Source organism: Pectobacterium atrosepticum (assembly GCA_019056595.1).
Classification (GTDB): domain Bacteria; phylum Pseudomonadota; class Gammaproteobacteria; order Enterobacterales; family Enterobacteriaceae; genus Pectobacterium; species Pectobacterium atrosepticum.
Window position 1 is genome coordinate 2,048,650 of the sequence record CP036163.1, and the last position, 18,091, is coordinate 2,066,740.

Genomic DNA, 18,091 nt, shown 5'->3' on the forward strand with positions numbered 1-18,091 from the left:
CACGTTGAATCGCTCCGCACATTTCTGCCTATTTTTGCAACTGCATCCGTAAGAAATGCTCGACGTCGACCGTCTCGTAACCATTACGCTCATTGAACGTGCGGGATTTGTCCCACCACATCCCCTCCCCCAAAGCAAACGCGGCCCGGTAGCGTGCCATTGCGTCATCTGGAGCAACTTTCAGATCCCTGCGCAATTTGTCCAGAGTCCATAGTGTCTTCTCAAAGATCTTCCCTGTGACACGTTCAACGACATCAGCAAGTTGCCCGTATGAGATCGTGTCACCTGCCACGTAGACAACCTCATTAACCCATCGTGGTTCGCCCAGCAAGATTTCAGTCGTAAGCCAGCCAATATCTTCGGGGATCGTCACGGTCACCTTCGTATCCCAACTTCCCAGACCGTGAAGAATTCCGCGATCCAGATCCACTACATCGAAGGCGGGCTCAAACAGGAAACTCGTGAACATACCGGTCGAAACAATCACCCATTCGGTGCCCAGCTGGCTACGTAGCAACTGTCTCACGTCATACTGTTCATCAAAAACCGGATGGCCGCTTTTTCGACCCACGACGTCATAATCAACACCGAATTGCCAAGGGAAATAGCGCGTGACGTTGGCAGCCAACACTGCTCTGGTTATTTTCATTTGAGTGCCCGGCCCTGCTACGAATCCCGAACAGTTCAATACCGTCTTATAATTCCTGAAAAGCTCGATCAGAGCGTGTTCATCAGAGGCCAGATCGAACCCGATAACGTCAACCCCTAGTGCACGGAGTTCGGTCAGTGTTGCCATACCCTGCTCCGACGGATCGTTAATTGTACTTGGCGAGACGAGTACTGTGACCGACAACGGCAAGGCTCGCGCACGCGGTGCAAGAGCACGCAATACCGCCATACCGAGTTGCCCTGCGCCAAGTACAAGAATATCTTTCAACGCTGTTCCGCGGTCATTCACGCTTTAACTCCTTCAAAATTTCAAATTATCTCTATCACAGGGAGTGATGAACACCCCCATGCATTCAGTGTGCTAACATGCCCTTGGTCTGATAATACTTGTCAGCACAAGGATATTTAGAGTTCGAGTGTCATGTTATACAAAAATGTGAAGATGATAAGATTCAGCCACATCACTTCATAATTTGAAAAAATCAAACGATAAGGTGATATAGCTGCTAATACGGCAGTACGCCTTACACGTCTTATCAACGTTTCATCGCAAATAGGGAGACATCATCGTATGGATCGGTTTCAGGCCATGGAAACATTTATCCGTGTGGTCGATGCGGGTAGTTTCAAAAAAGCGGCGGAAACCCTGCATGTTCTGCCATCCACCGTCACCCGTAGCATCAAAGAACTCGAATCACATCTTGGTGCTCGGTTACTTAACCGAACGACGCGAGCACTCAGCATTACGGATGTTGGCCTGCGCTATTACGACAGTTGCAAAGCGATCTTACGGGATGTGCACGCGGCGGAAAGCGTAACGGCACAGCAAAAGGAGGAACTACAGGGAACGATCAGAATCGGGGCGACACCTTCTCTGGTCAAAAATTTCCTTATCCCGGCACTACCCGACTTCTGTGAACGTCATCCTGGAATAAGGTTGGACTTCCACCTAGGTGATGCCACTGTGGATATTGTCCAGCAGGGTATCGATTGTGTCATCAGAACCGGAGAACCGCCGTTATCGCGACTGGTCGCACGGCGACTCGGTACGTTCCAGTGGCATATCTGCGCTTCCCCACGCTATCTTGAACAGCATGGACACCCCACAACGGTGGACTCGCTCAAAGAGCATACCGCAGTGGGATATACCCACAGCCGGACAGGTCGTTCAACGAGTTGGGGGTTTCACGATGAGGCACACACCGTAGCGATTCCGCGAGCAGGACAGATCAGCGTAAATGACACCGATGCGTATGTCGCCGCAGGCGTAGCCGGTCTGGGCCTACTACGCATTGCCAGCTATATGGTACGCCAGCAACTCTCTGATGGACATCTTGTCAGGCTGCTTCCTGATATCGGATCACCGTTTGAACCTATTTTCATCCTCTACCCGCAAAGCCGCCACCTTTCGCCTGCTATCCGCGCCTTTATCGACTGGTGTACCGCGCTAATCGAGAAGGAATCCGTGAAATGGTGAATGTCCACAAACAGAACAACCAAGGTCATTACGTTAAACGAAATTGTGCACGTACTGCGGCTGCGGCTGAATGAGCATTCAAATCTGGTTCGCGCCGCCGGAACACGGAGAGCCTTTCACTGTCCGACTTAACCCTTTACAATGAGCCGTTCTCAACGGGGTGCGGAAAATTTTTCGCTGAGAAGATACCCGTCGAACCTGATCCGGTTAATACCGGCGAAGGGATTTGAGAGTGCGGCTTATTGCTGCCTCGAAGTCCTTTGCCACCCTATGATTCTCAGGAGTGCAAAGTGTTAAATCAATTATTACAGCGTTCAGCCATCGTGCTGAAAACCAGCCTGCCTTGTCTGTTACTGCTCTCAGCATCCGCTTTCGCCAAGCCCGCGCTTACCGTTTATACCTATGACTCATTCGCTTCCGAGTGGGGTCCAGGCCCCGTCATCAAGACCGCGTTTGAAAAAGAGTGCGAGTGCGAACTGAATTTCGTCGCGCTGGAGGATGGCGCGTCGCTGCTGAATCGTCTGCGTATGGAAGGAAAAAATAGCAAAGCGGACGTCATTCTGGGGTTGGACAACAACCTGTTGCAAGCTGCTGAGCAAACCGGCCTGTTTACGCCACACGGTCAGGACACCAGCACCGTCACGGTGCCGGGCGGCTGGAGCAATAAAACGTTCATCCCTTACGACTACGGCTATTTCGCGTTTGTGTATAACAAAGACACGCTGAAGAACCCACCGAAAAGCCTGCATGAACTGGTGGACAGCAACGCGCCGTGGAAAGTGATCTATCAGGACCCGCGCACCAGCACACCGGGACTGGGTCTACTGCTGTGGATGCAGAAAGTGTACGGCAACGATGCACCGCAAGCCTGGCAAAAGTTGGCGAAAAAAACCGTTACCGTCACTAAAGGCTGGAGCGAAGCCTACGGCCTGTTCCTGAAAGGGGAAGCCGATCTGGTACTGAGCTACACCACGTCACCGGCCTATCACATCATCGAAGAGAAGAAAGACAACTACGCGGCGGCTACCTTTAGCGAAGGGCATTATCTGCAAATCGAAATCGCCGGACAGTTGGCTTCCAGCAAAAATCCCGAGCTGGCAAAACGCTTTATGCAGTTCATCCTGAGCCCAACCTTCCAGCAGGCGATCCCCACCACCAACTGGATGTATCCGGCGGTGAAAACCGAACTGCCAGCAGGCTTCGCGACGCTCGCGGTTCCTGAAAAAGCCATGCAGTTCAGCGCGCAGGAAGTCGCCGATCAAAGGACGCAGTGGATTCAGGCATGGCAACGCGCCGTCAGCCACTGATCGGCGGACGTCTGTGGCCAGGGCTACTGGCCACCACGCTGTTAATTTCCGTTGCCGTACTGGCTTTTGGCGCACTGTGGATACAGGCACCAGAAAGCCAGTGGCGCACGCTATGGCATGACAGCTATCTCTGGCATGTAATTCGGTTTACCTTCTGGCAGGCCTTTCTCTCTGCGCTATTTTCTACCGTTCCGGCGATTTTTCTTGCCAGAGCGCTTTATCGACGGCGCTTCCCCGGCCACCGCTGGCTACTGCGCCTGTGCGCAATGACGCTAGTGCTTCCCGTGCTGGTCGCCGTTTTTGGCCTGCTTAGCATTTATGGCCGACAAGGCTGGCTGGCCTCTGCGCTGGGCTGGTTTGACCTGAAATACACCTTTTCGCCCTATGGATTGCAAGGCATTCTGCTGGCACATGTGTTCTTCAATCTGCCGCTGGCAACACGACTGCTGTTGCAGTCACTGGAAGGGATCGCCACCGAGCAGCGTCAGTTAGCCGCCAATCTGGGCATGAACAGCTGGCAGCATTTCCGTCTGTTGGAATGGCCTGCCCTGCGCAGGCAAATTTTACCAACCGGCGCGCTGATTTTTATGCTCTGCTTTGCCAGTTTTGCCACCGTTCTGTCGCTAGGCGGTGGCCCGCAAGCGACCACGATTGAGCTGGCCATCTATCAGGCATTGAGCTTTGATTACGATCCGGCACGCGCGGCGCTGTTGGCATTAATTCAGATGGTCTGTTGTCTCGGTTTGGTTCTGTTGAGCCAGAGGTTGGGTAGTATTTTGCCTGTCGGCAGTACGCAGCAGCTTGCCTGGCGTAACCCGCAGGATAGCGCCTTAAGCCGCCTCACTGACGGCCTTCTGATCGGTGCGCTGTTGCTGCTGGTCGTTCCCCCCTTGCTAGCCGTGGTCGTTGATGGCGTGAACCGCTCATTGGTTTCCGTGCTGCAACAGCCCGTGCTCTGGCAAACGCTGTTTACCTCGCTACGTATTGCCTTAAGCGCGGGACTGCTGTGTCTGGTGCTGACCATGATGCTGCTCTGGAGCAGCCGCGAACTCAAGTTACGCCAGAAGCCACTCTACGGGCAGTTGATGAATCTAAGCGGTATGCTCATCCTCGCCATGCCGGGTATTGTTCTAGCAACGGGTTTTTTCCTGCTGCTGAATAACAGCATCGGGTTGCCGCAATCTCCTTACGTGCTGGTGGTATTCACGAATGCGTTGATGGCAATCCCGTATGCTATTAAGGTGCTGGAAAACCCCATGCTGGACGTTGCCGAGCGCTACAACCGACTCTGTATTTCACTGGATATTCGCGGTTGGCAGCGATTGAAGTTGATCGAACTCGTCGCGCTGAAACAGCCGCTCGCGCAAGCGTTAGCCTTTGCCTGCGTGCTGTCGATCGGGGATTTTGGCGTTATCGCGCTATTCGGTAATGAGCAGTTCCGCACGCTGCCGTTCTATCTGTACCAGCAAATTGGTTCCTATCGCAGCGCCGACGGCGCAGTCACGGCACTGTTGTTGATGCTGCTGTGCTTTATGTTATTTACCCTGATTGAGAAACTGGCAGGCCGTCATGATCGCGCTTGAGAAATTGACCTACTTCTATCAGCACTTACCCATGCGTTTTGATTTTCACGTCAAACCGGGAGAGCGCATCGCTATCCTTGGCCCCAGCGGCGCGGGAAAAAGCACGCTGTTAAATCTGGTGGCTGGCTTCCTGATGGCAGACAGTGGCGAATTGAGGCTTAACGGTGAATCTCACCGCGAGACGTCCCCAGCCAAGCGGCCGGTTTCGATTCTGTTTCAGGAAAATAACCTGTTTCCTCACCTGACGATTGGGCAGAACATCGCACTGGGGCTACACCCCGGCCTACGGCTCAATGCGGCACAGCGCGCAACGCTGCAGCAGATTGCTGACAGGGTCGGATTAACCGATCTTCTTGATCGTCTGCCCTCGCAGGTGTCCGGTGGACAGCGTCAGCGCGCGGCATTAGCACGCTGTCTGGTGCGTCACCAGCCCATTCTGCTGTTAGATGAACCGTTCTCGGCACTCGATCCCGCGCTACGTCAGGAAATGCTCGATCTGGTTGAAAGCGTGTGTGAGGAGCGCAAGTTCACGCTATTGATGGTGTCCCACAATCTGGATGATGCCATGCGGATCGCAAAACGTACGGTACTGATCGTGGACGGGCAGATTTATTATGATGGGCCGACTCAGGCGTTACAGGATGGCAGCGCCGATGCTGCCGCCATCCTGGGAATTTCACGCTCGTCTTCCGATTAAAGAGTTAAGGTAAAGCCTGATAGCGCAGGTTACTGAACGTGACCTCGCCTTCGCCCGACGCATATAACGCTGGCCGCAAGCTGAGGAAGTCATACGCGACGTTGTGATGGTAGCCGGACACTTCCATCTGCACCGGATATTTCTTCCACGGTTCCTGATCCGAGGTTCGGGTGTAAAACGTCACGATGTGGCGATCGTTTTTCATCCGAATTTGCACCTCATTACCCGTGATGTGCGGCAATTTCTTCTCCGCCCTTTCCAGCCCATAGCGGTGCATCACCGTGCCATACTGATTAAACGACAGCCCGACGTACAGTTTTGCATTGTAGAACAGCAGTAAACCGGCCTGTGCTCCGGGGGCGAAATTCGCCGTGACTTCAATTTGGTAAGCCTGATCGCCGGGGATCATCGTCAGCGGCGCACTGTCTTTTGGCGATGTTCCTTTTGCTTTCAGGTGCAGCTTGCCGTCGGTGAGCGTAACCCGCTTTAGCTCTTCCGCATTAGCACGGTAAAAATGCCAGCGAGCCGGAAATTTCTCGTCGGTGAAGCTATCAGACCAACCGATGCCGTGAGGCACCGCCTCGCCCCCTTCCGGTTTACGAATCGGTTTGCCGGTATCGAATCCAGCAGAGGTAAACCAGCCGTCAGCACCCCAGACAATCGGCTCCAGCATTGCCTGCCGACCCAGCGTCATAAAGCCGTTTTCATACCCGTGATACACCATGTACCAATTTTTATCCGGCCCTTCGATCAGCGTCGCGTGACCGCGCGACCACCACTTATCTGAACGATCCTGCGTGCGGATAATCGGGTTATACGGTGAGTTTTCCCACGGCCCGTTGATCGACTTCGATCGAGCCGCAATCACCATGTGTCCCGTTGGTGGCCCAGCCGTGCCGCCTTCCGCCAGCACCATGTAGAAGTAGTCGCCGTGGCGCAACATCTTCGGCCCTTCCTGCGAGAAGCTTTCCACATCCCACGCTTCTGGGTACTGCCATCCCTGATAGACCACCTCCATTTCACCGACCGTCGACAGCCCATCATCCGTTAACTGCACACGGTTGCCGCCAGACATAAAGATGTAACGCTTACCGTCTTCCCCCACTACATGGCCGGGATCGCTGGCCGGATTTTTCAAGCCAGTATCTTTCGGCGGCGTCCACGGGCCGCGAATATCATCGGCGGTGATCACATACAGCGTTTTCTTTTTCGTCCCTTTGGCATCGATAATCCGGTTCGTCGTGAAGTAGAGGTAATATTTATCGTTGTGCTTCACTAGATCTGGAGCCCAAATTGCGTCAACGGGCATCGTTATCGCGGGGCCAAGCGGCTGCCAGTTCACCAAATCGCGCGAGTGCCAAATTAGCAGTCCGGGGATATCGTCAAATGACGAGAACGTCATGTAGTAATCCTCCCCATCTTTGATAATCGTAGGGTCGGGATGATCGCCCGCAATGATAGGGTTGAGGTAGCAGCCATTACCCAAATCCGCCTGACGCTGCTGTTCAATACCCCGCATCCATTCGTTGGCGGGGCCAGCCTGACAGGCGATCGCCTGGCTTATACCCATCGCCATCAGCAAGATGCCACTCAGCGCGCCTTTCCCCACCGTTCGGGAGATACTCATTTATTACCACCCCATTATCTCAATGATTATTTGATAATTTATAACATTGAAACCGTGTTCCAGTTGTGAAAACAGTCACGCTTCTCTGGCTTTTGGATGAAAAATTAAGCGGTAATAGCGCGACGAAATATCAATATATTGTGATCAATGAGACATTTTTAGTTTTTATCCCTTGTGGGTATTGTGTCTTTTTGTACTGCTGTGCTTATATGGATTGGCGATTGATGACGCATTCGAACACAACGCTCGACCATAAAGCGCTCGAATGTAAATAACCCGAACATAAATTAGGATTCCCGTGACGCACTACTCTTCTTCCACTTCAGCACTACTAAACACCGCGCATATTGACGCGGTCGTCGTCGTGCTCGTGGCAGTCGTCGTGGTCGTCGTCGGCAGCGCGCCGTAACGGGTTCCGAATCGAAGATTCTCAAACCCCGCCGGCGCCAGCCGAGCGGGGTTTCTTGTTTCTACCCTCCCCGCTCCGACACCGCACCGGCCCTGATGAAGGATGTAAACATGCGTTATACAGGCGCTCAGTTGATTGTTCGGCTGCTCGAACAGCAGGGTATCACCACCGTAGCGGGCATTCCCGGCGGCGCGGCACTGCCGTTATATGATGCTCTTAGCCAAAGTCAGACTATCCGCCATGTTCTTGCCCGCCACGAGCAAGGCGCGGGATTTATGGCACAAGGCATGGCGCGAGCCAGCGGACGCGCTGCGGTTTGTATGGCGTCCAGCGGCCCAGGGGCGACCAACCTGATTACTGCCATCGCCGATGCCAAACTGGATTCAATCCCGCTGGTGTGCATCACCGGTCAGGTGCCTTCCAGCATGATCGGCACCGATGCGTTTCAGGAAGTCGACACTTACGGCATCTCCATTCCCGTCACCAAACATAACTATCTGGTTCGTGATATCAACGAACTGCCGCGCGTGATCCCAGAAGCCTTTCGCATCGCGCAATCGGGCCGTCCCGGCCCGGTGTGGATCGATATTCCAAAAGATATTCAGAACGCGACCATTGAGTTGAGCGAACTGCCAGACATTTTCCCTCTCGATACGCCACCGACTATTGCTCAGCAGGAAATTGAACGGGCTGCGGCCATGATTAACGCAGCCCAGCGTCCGATTCTCTATCTGGGTGGCGGAATTATTAGCGGTGTCGCACACGAACAAGCGGTTCAACTGGCGGAACGCGCTAGCCTGCCAACTACCATGACGCTGATGGCTCTGGGTGCTATGCCCGTAGATCATCCGCTGTCGCTCGGTATGTTGGGGATGCACGCCGCACGATCAACCAATCTGATCTTAGAACAGGCGGATTTGTTAATTGTGCTGGGTGCGCGTTTTGACGATCGTGCCATTGGTAAAGCGGAACAATTCTGCCCACAGGCCAGCATCATTCACATCGATATTGATCCGGCCGAGTTAGGCAAGATCCGCCAGCCGCACGTGGCGATCAATGCCGATGTCGCCGAGGTGCTGGATCATCTGCTGCCACATATCACCCCACAGCAGCGTGGCGTATGGCGTGCAACCGTTAGCGGGCTGCAACAGGAATTTCCGTTCAGCATGCCGAATGCTGACGACCCATTAAGCCATTATGGACTGGTTCAGGCCACGGCGCAGGCGCTGACGGATGATGCCATCATCACGACCGATGTCGGCCAACACCAGATGTGGGTCGCTCAGTCTTACCCACTGCGTCGTCCGCGCCAGTGGCTGACATCCGGCGGGTTTGGCACGATGGGCTTTGGCTTGCCTGCGGCGATTGGCGCAGCGCTGGCCGAACCGGATCGCACCGTGGTGTGTTTCTCGGGTGATGGCAGCCTGATGATGAATATTCAGGAAATGGCGACCGCGGCAGAAGAAGGGCTCAACGTAAAAATCGTCCTGATGAACAATCAGTCACTCGGTCTGGTTCACCAGCAGCAGGATATGTTTTTCCAGCAGCGTATCTTCGCCGCCGATTACCGCTACAACACCAATTTTCTCGCCATTGCCGCAGGTTTCGGCTTTGCAACCTGCGATCTGAATGCGGCAGCCGACCCGCAGGCCGCGTTGAAAGAAGCGCTCAATCAACCCGGTCCAGCGTTGATCCACGTACGCATTGACGCCAATGAAAAAGTTTTCCCCATCGTGCCACCGGGCGCAGCGAACATCGATATGATCGGAGATTAATGACTATGCAAACTCAACCAACGTCAAATCAGGTCACGCTAGAACTCTCAGTACGCAATCACCCCGGCGTGATGTCACACGTTTGCGGCCTGTTTGCCCGCCGGGCATTTAACGTAGAAGGCATTCTCTGTATGCCACTGGCAAACGGTGAAGAAAGCCGAATCTGGCTACTTGTCAAAGATGACCAACGACTACAGCAGATGATCAGTCAGGTGGAGAAACTGGAAGACGTCCTTCAGGTACGTCGTCACGGGGAAGAAATGCGTATTTTCGAGCAGGTCGCCGAGTTTTACTGCTAGATGGCGTGGCCGGGTCTTCCCCGGCCTGCCCAATCTCACCCGTTGAGCACCTGCCACAACAGGTGCCGGTAAACCGGCATCAGCGGGTGCTGAATCAGCACGATCAACGATGCAACCGCCGCCACAAATATCACTGGAGCCACCCAACGCAGGCGTCTGAGCGGCACCTTTTTGCTAAACCAATCATGCTGTTTACGCTTATCACTGCGCCACCAGCGCCAGTTTAACCAGCCTGCGACCCACACCACGATGGCGGTTACCAGCAACAACCACTTAAAGCCCGCGCTGTTGGCCCCTGCGGGAATATCAATCGCAACCCCAGCCAGAATACCGGGTAAGAAATAGGCCGGTGGCCACAGCAGGCAGCCGATGATATTCGGCACCGCGAATTTATAAGGCGGTAAGCCCAACATTCCCGCCACCATCGGGATTAATGGCCGCGTCGGGCCGACAAAACGCCCGATCAATATCGTCGGCATCGGGTGTTGATACAGGGCATATTCGGTTTTATTCAGTAACGCCTGATACTTTTTCAGGAAAGACCAATTATGCAGCGGCGCTTTGAAGCGCATGCCAATAAAATAAGAAATCCAGTCCCCGAGCAGGCAACCGATAATTCCAGCCGCCCACGCTGGATACAGCCCCATTTGTCCGCTGCCAATCAGCGCCCCCAGCGTTGCCATCATTACCGTGCCCGGCAGCAGCAGGCCCACCAGAGCCAGAGATTCCAGAAAGGCAACCAGCATGACGGCGATCAGTGAATACGCGAGTGATTGAGTAACCAGATGATCCAGCCACGCTTCCATAAAACCTACCCGTACTTTATAAAAACAAAGATTGTCTGGATCATAGCAGAAGCCGTCAACTCCTGATTACTGGTCAATTCTTTTGCACCGACGGGCATCTACACTTATGATAGCGGTCATTTTTTGCCACCGTGCCGCACTGCCACTATGTTTTTTAAACTACTCAACCATCTCGGGTTACGACGCCTTATCCTACTTCTGGCAGTGGCAAGCGCATTAGTGACGCTGGCAAACAGTTTTTATGCCAGCTACCGCGTCCAACGAGAGCTTCTGATTGATAACACACTTGAAGCCAATCGCGTTTACGCCACCAAGCTAGCGGCAATGACTCATTCTTTCTTTAAAGAATCTCAGCAACAGTTAGCCTACAGCGCCAATATCGTCGCCACCCAGATGGATGATAAAGCGAGTCTATTTAAAGAAGCTGAGCGTTTACGGCTACAGACCAGCAATTTCAACTCTGTCGTCATTGCCGATGAAAAAGGTATCGTCAGAGCAACATCACCCGATACCTTCCAGCTAATCGGAAAAAGCCTGACAACAGACGGCGCACTCGAAGCCTTGAAAGAAAGGCGCTCTCTCATTAGCCAACCCTATATTTCTGCCGCCAATAACTTCATCGTGCTGATATCTACACCGATTTTCACACGGGATGGGCGCTACAAAGGCTTTGTCGGTGGATCGATCTATCTTAAACAGCCTAGTGTTCTCAATACGCTATTAGATAAACACTATTACCGCGACGGCTCTTATATCTACGTCACCGATAAAAACAAACAAATGCTGTATCACCGCGATATAGAGCGTATTGACAAAACAGAAACCAATAACCTGAAGATCGACGCGCTGCACGAGGATAATGGCAGTCAGCATATGGTGAACTATCTGGGTGAGAAAATGTTAGCGGGCTATGCCGTTGAATCCACCTCGCAGTGGGAGATTGTCGCACTCCGCCCGACAGACATTACGCTGAAACCACTGGATGGCCTGATGCTAAACGTTCTGCGCCACACGCTTCCGCTAGCGCTTTTAACCATATTCTGCGTCTGGCTGCTTGCCCGGCTCATCGCGCAGCCGCTTTGGCTATTGGCACGCAGCGCGAATAAGATGGATGCAACAGACGTCTCCGATGATATTAGAAATATCCATTCTTGGTATTTTGAAGCCTCGCAGCTCAAACAGGCGATGTTACTGGGTATCGATTTACTCCAGCGTAAGATTGGTAAATTACGCTCTGAAGCACACTCAGACCCGATGACTGAACTGCTCAATCGTCGTGGGTTGGATAGCGCTCTCCGCTATTGGCAGATGGGGCAGAAAAGTTTTGCCGTCATCGCGCTGGATATCGACCGCTTTAAACGCATCAATGATACCTACGGGCACGACGTGGGGGACAACGTCATTCGTGATTTGTCGCAGTTGATTCGTAGCAACTCGCGCGATTCCGATATTCTGTGCCGCAGCGGTGGCGAAGAGTTCCTGATCCTGCTGCCGGAAACCACGCTGGATGTGGCACTCGACATTGCCGAACGTCTGCGGCAACGCACGCAGGAATCAACCATTCCTGTTGTGGGTAGTATTACGATCTCTTTGGGCGTGGCGCTGTGGCAACCGGCCGTCAACGATATATCAATCGAGCGAACCTTCAAGCTAGCGGATGAGGCTCTGTATAAAGCCAAGCAAGAAGGCCGCAATCGCGTGGTTTCAGCCGTACACGACGAGTATTAACCCCAACTTCCCCTGCCTTTATAACAGGTGATGCCGCTGGACATTACCTGTATAAATAACCATACTTAGCGTTATTCTCCTTCCTTATCTCGCTTGCTATAAAAGGCCGCTTAGTGACTCAGGTTCGTCAGGGGTTTCTACTGACCCGCCACTGGAACGATACGCCAGCAGGCACGCAGGTTGAATTCTGGCTGGCCACCGATGAGGGCCCGCTGCTCGCACGGCTGCCAGTACAAGAGGCTATTGCCTTTATTCCCGCACAGCAGGAAGCCCTTGCAAGAACACTCTTACAGCAGGAAAAACGCTGGCAGTTAAAGCCGCTCGCCATGCAGGATTTCCATCATCAACCGCTGTTGGGGCTGTATTGTCCGCAATACCGTCAGCTACTGCGGTTGGAAAAGTTACTGCGAGAGGGAGGTGTTCAGGTCTACGAAGCGGATATTCGCCCGCCGGAACGCTTCCTTATGGAGCGCTTTATCACCGCGCCCGTATGGCTGAACGGTACACCCACATCAGACAACCTGCTGACGCAAGCCCGCATGAAACCCAATCCTGACTATCGCCCGACGCTCAGGCTGGTCTCACTGGATATCGAAACCAACCGCCACGGTGAGCTTTACTGCATCGGGCTGGAAGGCTGCGGACAGCGCCAGGTTTACATGCTCGGCCCGCCTAACGGTACGCCTGAACACGATAATTTTAATCTTGAGTACGTCGCCAGCCGCCCGCTACTGCTGGAAAAGCTGAACACTTGGATGCAGCAGCACGATCCCGATGCCATCATCGGCTGGAATCTGGTGCAGTTTGACCTGCGCGTTTTGCAGAAACATGCCGAACGCTACCACATCCCACTCAAGCTGGGGCGCAACGGGCAGGCGTTGGAATGGCGAGAACACGGTTTTAAACAGGGACATTTCTTTGCCAGCGCAACGGGTCGTTTGATTATTGACGGTATTGAAGCACTCAAATCTGCAACGTGGAATTTTGCCTCATTCAGTCTGGAGTTTGTCGCGCAGTCGCTGCTGGGAGAAGGCAAAGCCATCGACACGCCCTATCAGCGGATGGATGAAATCGACCGCCGTTTTGCCGAAGATAAGCCTGCACTCGCTCGCTATAACCTGCAAGACTGCGAATTGGTCACGCGTATTTTCGACAAGACCGAGCTGTTGCCCTTCTTGCTGGAACGCGCTAGCGTCACCGGGCTGGCAGCAGACCGTAGCGGTGGTTCCGTCGCGGCATTTTCTCACCTCTATTTACCGCGCATGCACCGCATGGGTTATGTCGCCCCCAACCTGGGCGAGGTCGCGCTTGAAGCCAGTCCCGGCGGATTTGTGATGGATTCGCGTCCCGGCCTCTATGATTCGGTTTTAGTACTGGATTATAAGAGCCTCTATCCCTCGATTATCCGCACCTTTCTGATCGACCCAGTCGGGCTGGCAGTGGGAACACAGAATCCAGACGCTCAGCACGCTGTCTCCGGTTTTCGTGGTGCGTGGTTCTCCCGTGAACAGCACTGCTTGCCTGCCATTGTCGAGCAAATCTGGCAAGGGCGTGAAGCAGCGAAGCGTACCAACAATAAGCCACTGTCGCAGGCGTTGAAGATCATCATGAATGCCTTTTACGGCGTACTGGGTGCCACAGGCTGCCGTTTCTTCGACCCACGCCTCGCCTCCTCTATCACCCTGCGCGGTCATGAAATCATGCGTAAAACGCGCGAGTTGATAGAAGAACAAGGCTATCAAGTGATTTATGGCGATACCGACTCCACGTTCGTCTGGCTTAAACATGCGCACAGTGCAGAGGAAGCCGCAAAGATTGGCAAATCACTGGTGCAACACGTTAATCAGTGGTGGACACAGCATCTGCAAGACACCCAGCAGTTAACCAGCGCGCTGGAGTTAGAGTTTGAAACGCATTTTCGCCGCTTCCTGATGCCGACGATTCGCGGCGCGGAACAAGGCAGTAAAAAACGCTACGCCGGACTTATCGACACGCCACAGGGCGAAAAGATGGTGTTCAAAGGGCTGGAAACCGTGCGTACCGACTGGACACCGCTGGCGCAGCAGTTTCAACAACAGCTCTATCTGCTGATTTTTCAACAACAGCCTTATCAGGACTGGCTGCGGGATTATGTTGACCATACGCTGAACGGTGATTTTGACGATCTGCTAATCTACCGTAAACGGCTGCGCCGCAAGCTTGACGATTACCAGCGCAACGTGCCGCCACACGCCAGAGCCGCTAAAATCGCCGATGACTATAACCGCCAGCAAGGGCGGCCACTGCAATACCAAAACGGTGGCTGGATCAGCTATGTGATGACCGTCAACGGCCCCGAACCGCTGGAAACCCGACATTCACCGCTGGATTATCAGCATTATGTAGAACGCCAGCTCCAACCCGTTGCGGACGCCATTCTTCCTTTCCTGCATGATGATTTTGCTACACTGGTGACAGGTCAGATGGGATTATTTTAAATGCCTAGATCGGATGATCTTAAATCAAAGCGGTTAATTCACGGTACAGCAAGTTTTGAGAGGTGACGAATGCGCCGTCATCCATTACCATAACGCCCTTTCTGAATTTGCATCGCAGCATTATCAGCACTCGATAATGTAATCAGACATTCCCCCGACACAGACGAACATCGAGCTAAGAATTTATGCCTTTTACACTTGGTCAGCGCTGGATCAGCGATACGGAAAGCGAACTTGGACTGGGAACGGTTGTTGCCGTCAATACGCGTATGATAACGCTGCTTTTCCCTGCCAGCGGTGAAAACCGACTTTATTCCCGCAGTGACGCCCCCATCACCCGTGTGATGTTCAATCCCGGCGACACCGTCACCAGCCATGAAGGCTGGCAGCTCAAGATTGATGACGTGCGAGAAGAAAAAGGGTTGCTGGTGTATTGCGGCCAACGCCTGGACGACGAAACGCCAGCGGAACTGCGTGAAGTCTTTCTGGACAGCAAACTCACGTTCAACAAACCGCAAGATCGCCTGTTCGCAGGACAGATTGATCGTATGGATCGCTTTGCGCTGCGCTATCGCGCCCGTAAGCATCAGAACGAGCAGGCGCTGCAACAATGGGGCGGTTTGCGCGGCATGCGCGCCAGCCTCATCCCCCACCAGCTTCACATCGCTTATGAAGTCGGCCAACGCCATGCGCCACGCGTTTTGCTGGCGGACGAAGTCGGTCTAGGGAAAACCATTGAAGCCGGTATGATCATCCACCAGCAATTGCTGGCGGGTCGTGCCAGTCGCGTGCTGATTGTCGTACCGGAAACCCTGCAACATCAGTGGCTGGTTGAAATGCTGCGCCGCTTTAACCTGCTGTTCTCACTGTTTGACGACGAGCGCTATGCCGAAGCCAAGCTGGACAGCAGCAATCCGTTTGAAACTGAACAGTTGGTGATCTGCTCGCTGGGATTTGTTCAACGCAGCGCCCAGCGCTTTGCGCAGTTAGTTAACACCGACTGGGATCTGCTGGTCGTGGATGAGGCCCACCATCTGGTCTGGAGTGAAGAAAGCCCCAGCCCGGAATATCAGGCTATTGAAGCGCTGGCACGCGCCACTCCGGCCGTTTTGCTATTAACCGCAACGCCGGAACAGCTTGGCCAGCAGAGCCACTTTGCACGCTTACGCCTGCTCGATCCCAACCGTTTCCATGACTATCAGGAATTCGTTGCCGAACAGCAGCAGTACCGTCCGGTCGCCGATGCCGTCACACTGCTGTTAGCGGGTGAAAAAGCCCAAGCGGCTGAACTGAATGTGCTAAGCGATCTGCTGGGCGAACAGGACATTGAGCCGTTGCTGAAATCCATCAACAGCGACAGCGATGACAATCAGAAGGCGCGTCAGGAACTGATCACCATGTTGATGGATCGCCACGGCACCAGCCGTGTGTTGTTCCGCAATACGCGTCAGGGCGTTAAAGGCTTCCCGCAGCGTGTCCTGCATCAAATCCGCCTGCCGCTGCCAGCGCAGTACCAAACGGCAATCAAAGTTTCCGGCATTATGAATGCGAACAAGCCACTGGAAACCCGCGCGCGCGATATGCTGTACCCTGAGCAAATTTATCAACAGCTCGAAGGGGACGATGCCACCTGGTGGAACTTCGATCCGCGCGTGGAATGGTTGCTGAACTACCTGACCACCAACCGTGATGAAAAAGTGTTGGTGATCTGCGCACAGGCAGCGACAGCGCTCCAGTTGGAGCAAGTGCTGCGCACGCGTGAAGCCATTCGCGCCGCCGTCTTCCATGAAGGGCTGTCTATTCTGGAACGTGACCGCGCCGCCGCCTATTTTGCATCTGAAGAAGAAGGCGCACAGGTGCTGATCTGTTCAGAGATCGGATCCGAAGGCCGTAATTTCCAGTTTGCCAGCCATTTAGTGATGTTCGATCTGCCGTTCAACCCCGACTTGCTGGAGCAGCGTATTGGCCGTCTGGACCGCATCGGGCAGGCAAAAGAAATTCAGGTTCTGGTGCCGTATCTGGAAAACACCGCCCAGGCTCTGCTGGTACGCTGGTATCACGAAGGGCTGGATGCGTTTGAGCACACCTGCCCAACAGGTCGCACCATCTATGATGCGCACCATGCACAGTTAATCGAGCGACTGACGACCGTCGGTGAACAGCAGGGACTGGATGAGTTTATCCATACCTGCCGCCAACAGCACGACAGCCTGAAGCAACAGCTTGAACAAGGTCGCGATCGTCTGCTGGAAATGCATTCTAACGGCGGCGAACAGGCTCAGCTGTTGGCACAAGCCATTGCCGAACAGGATAATGACGTCAACCTGGTGACATTCGCCCTGAACCTGTTTGATATCGTTGGCATCAATCAGGAAGATCGCAGCGATAATCTGATCATTCTGACACCATCCGATCATATGCTGGTGCCGGATTTCCCCGGTCTGCCGCAGGACGGTTGTACGATCACCTTCGATCGCGATCAGGCTCTCTCACGCGAAGACGCGCAGTTTATCAGTTGGGAACACCCGCTCATCCGTAACGGGCTCGATCTGGTGCTGTCCGGCGATACCGGAAGCTGTGCGGTTTCCTTGCTGAAAAATAAAGCGCTGCCGGTCGGTACACTGTTGGCAGAACTGGTTTACGTTGTGGAAGCTCAGGCACCAAAACACCTGCAACTGACCCGCTTCCTGCCACCAACACCGGTTCGACTGCTGATGGATCGTAAAGGCACGAATCTGGCCGCACAGGTGGAGTTTGAGAGCTTTAACCGTCAGCTCAATGCGGTGAACCGCCATACTTCCAGCAAGCTGGTGAATGCAGTGCAATCCGATGTTCACGCTATGCTGCAACAGGCAGAAGCGTTGGTGGAAACGCAGGCGCGCCAGCTAATCACTGAAGCGCAACAGCAGGCCGATCTGCAACTGCGCCGCGAGCTGGAACGTCTGGAAGCGCTGAAAGCCGTCAATCCTAACATTCGTGAAGATGAGCTGACCGCGCTGGAAAATCAGCGCGAGCAGGTGCTGAGCAATCTGCACGAGGCCAACTGGCGTCTGGATGCGATCCGTCTGGTCGTGGTAACGCATCAGTAATGTGCCGCCCGTCGCCCGTCCTATGCGTTATGCGTTATGCGTAGTATGGGCAGCTAGGTTTTTCAGCGTACGGATAGCAGCATATTAGGGAAAGCGCGGGGATGAGGTTTCCGCAGGAACACCTCGCCCCGTGATAGGCCCGTGTATC

At 53.9% G+C, this 18,091-nt stretch carries 13 protein-coding genes and 1 riboswitch; of the genes, 10 read left to right on the top strand and 3 right to left on the bottom strand.

What is annotated here, in order from left to right:
* Positions 1-28: 28 nt before the first annotated feature.
* The gene (locus DCX48_09890; protein QXE14787.1) at positions 29-958 is read right to left on the bottom strand and encodes an aromatic alcohol reductase; all 930 of its coding nucleotides are present in this window, start codon (positions 956-958) and stop codon (positions 29-31) included.
* 282 nt (positions 959-1,240) lie between these two features.
* Here DCX48_09890 and DCX48_09895 point away from each other — a divergent pair, with 282 nt between their 5' ends.
* The 4 genes from DCX48_09895 to thiQ all read left to right on the top strand — a co-directional run bounded on the left by DCX48_09895 (position 1,241) and on the right by thiQ (position 5,733).
* Complete coding sequence (locus DCX48_09895) at positions 1,241-2,146, top strand: LysR family transcriptional regulator (protein ID QXE14788.1); 906 nt, start codon at positions 1,241-1,243, stop codon at positions 2,144-2,146.
* A 146-nt stretch (positions 2,147-2,292) separates the two neighbouring features.
* Positions 2,293-2,389, top strand: a riboswitch (TPP riboswitch).
* Positions 2,390-2,436: 47 nt separating this feature from the next.
* Entirely contained in the window at positions 2,437-3,453 is a 1,017-nt protein-coding gene (locus tag DCX48_09900) for a thiamine ABC transporter substrate binding subunit (GenBank protein QXE14789.1), read from the top strand.
* On the top strand, positions 3,429-5,036 hold the full coding sequence (thiP, locus tag DCX48_09905; protein QXE14790.1) for a thiamine/thiamine pyrophosphate ABC transporter permease ThiP: 1,608 nt from the start codon (positions 3,429-3,431) through the stop codon (positions 5,034-5,036). The genes DCX48_09900 and thiP overlap by 25 nt, the downstream gene beginning before the upstream one ends.
* Positions 5,023-5,733, top strand: a complete 711-nt coding sequence (gene thiQ / locus DCX48_09910; GenBank protein QXE14791.1) for a thiamine ABC transporter ATP-binding protein ThiQ — start codon at positions 5,023-5,025, stop codon at positions 5,731-5,733. Before thiP ends, thiQ begins: the two co-directional genes overlap by 14 nt.
* A gap of 4 nt (positions 5,734-5,737) precedes the next feature.
* On the opposite strand, the gene DCX48_09915 is transcribed toward thiQ, so the two are convergent.
* On the bottom strand, positions 5,738-7,360 hold the full coding sequence (locus DCX48_09915) for a xylan 1,4-beta-xylosidase (protein QXE14792.1): 1,623 nt from the start codon (positions 7,358-7,360) through the stop codon (positions 5,738-5,740).
* A gap of 286 nt (positions 7,361-7,646) precedes the next feature.
* Between DCX48_09915 and ivbL the strand changes: the two genes are divergently transcribed.
* The 3 genes from ivbL to ilvN all read left to right on the top strand — a co-directional run bounded on the left by ivbL (position 7,647) and on the right by ilvN (position 9,843).
* Positions 7,647-7,769 carry an ilvB operon leader peptide IvbL gene (gene ivbL, locus DCX48_09920; protein QXE17208.1) on the top strand — a complete coding sequence of 41 codons (123 nt, stop codon included), beginning with the start codon at positions 7,647-7,649 and terminating at the stop codon, positions 7,767-7,769.
* A gap of 95 nt (positions 7,770-7,864) precedes the next feature.
* Complete coding sequence (gene ilvB / locus DCX48_09925; protein QXE14793.1) at positions 7,865-9,544, top strand: acetolactate synthase large subunit; 1,680 nt, start codon at positions 7,865-7,867, stop codon at positions 9,542-9,544.
* A gap of 5 nt (positions 9,545-9,549) precedes the next feature.
* On the top strand, positions 9,550-9,843 hold the full coding sequence (ilvN, locus tag DCX48_09930) for an acetolactate synthase 1 small subunit (protein ID QXE14794.1): 294 nt from the start codon (positions 9,550-9,552) through the stop codon (positions 9,841-9,843).
* Positions 9,844-9,878: 35 nt separating this feature from the next.
* On the opposite strand, the gene DCX48_09935 is transcribed toward ilvN, so the two are convergent.
* Positions 9,879-10,649: a DedA family protein gene (locus DCX48_09935; GenBank protein ID QXE14795.1), complete on the bottom strand. Its 771-nt coding sequence runs from the start codon at positions 10,647-10,649 to the stop codon at positions 9,879-9,881.
* 147 nt (positions 10,650-10,796) lie between these two features.
* Here DCX48_09935 and DCX48_09940 point away from each other — a divergent pair, with 147 nt between their 5' ends.
* The 3 genes from DCX48_09940 (at position 10,797) to rapA (ending at position 17,943) form a co-directional block, all read left to right on the top strand.
* Entirely contained in the window at positions 10,797-12,377 is a 1,581-nt protein-coding gene (locus tag DCX48_09940; GenBank protein ID QXE14796.1) for a GGDEF domain-containing protein, read from the top strand.
* Between the two features lie 113 nt (positions 12,378-12,490).
* On the top strand, positions 12,491-14,854 hold the full coding sequence (locus DCX48_09945; protein QXE14797.1) for a DNA polymerase II: 2,364 nt from the start codon (positions 12,491-12,493) through the stop codon (positions 14,852-14,854).
* A 185-nt stretch (positions 14,855-15,039) separates the two neighbouring features.
* A complete protein-coding gene (gene rapA / locus DCX48_09950) occupies positions 15,040-17,943 on the top strand; it encodes an RNA polymerase-associated protein RapA (GenBank protein ID QXE14798.1) in 2,904 nt (967 codons plus the stop codon).
* Positions 17,944-18,091 lie beyond the last annotated feature (148 nt).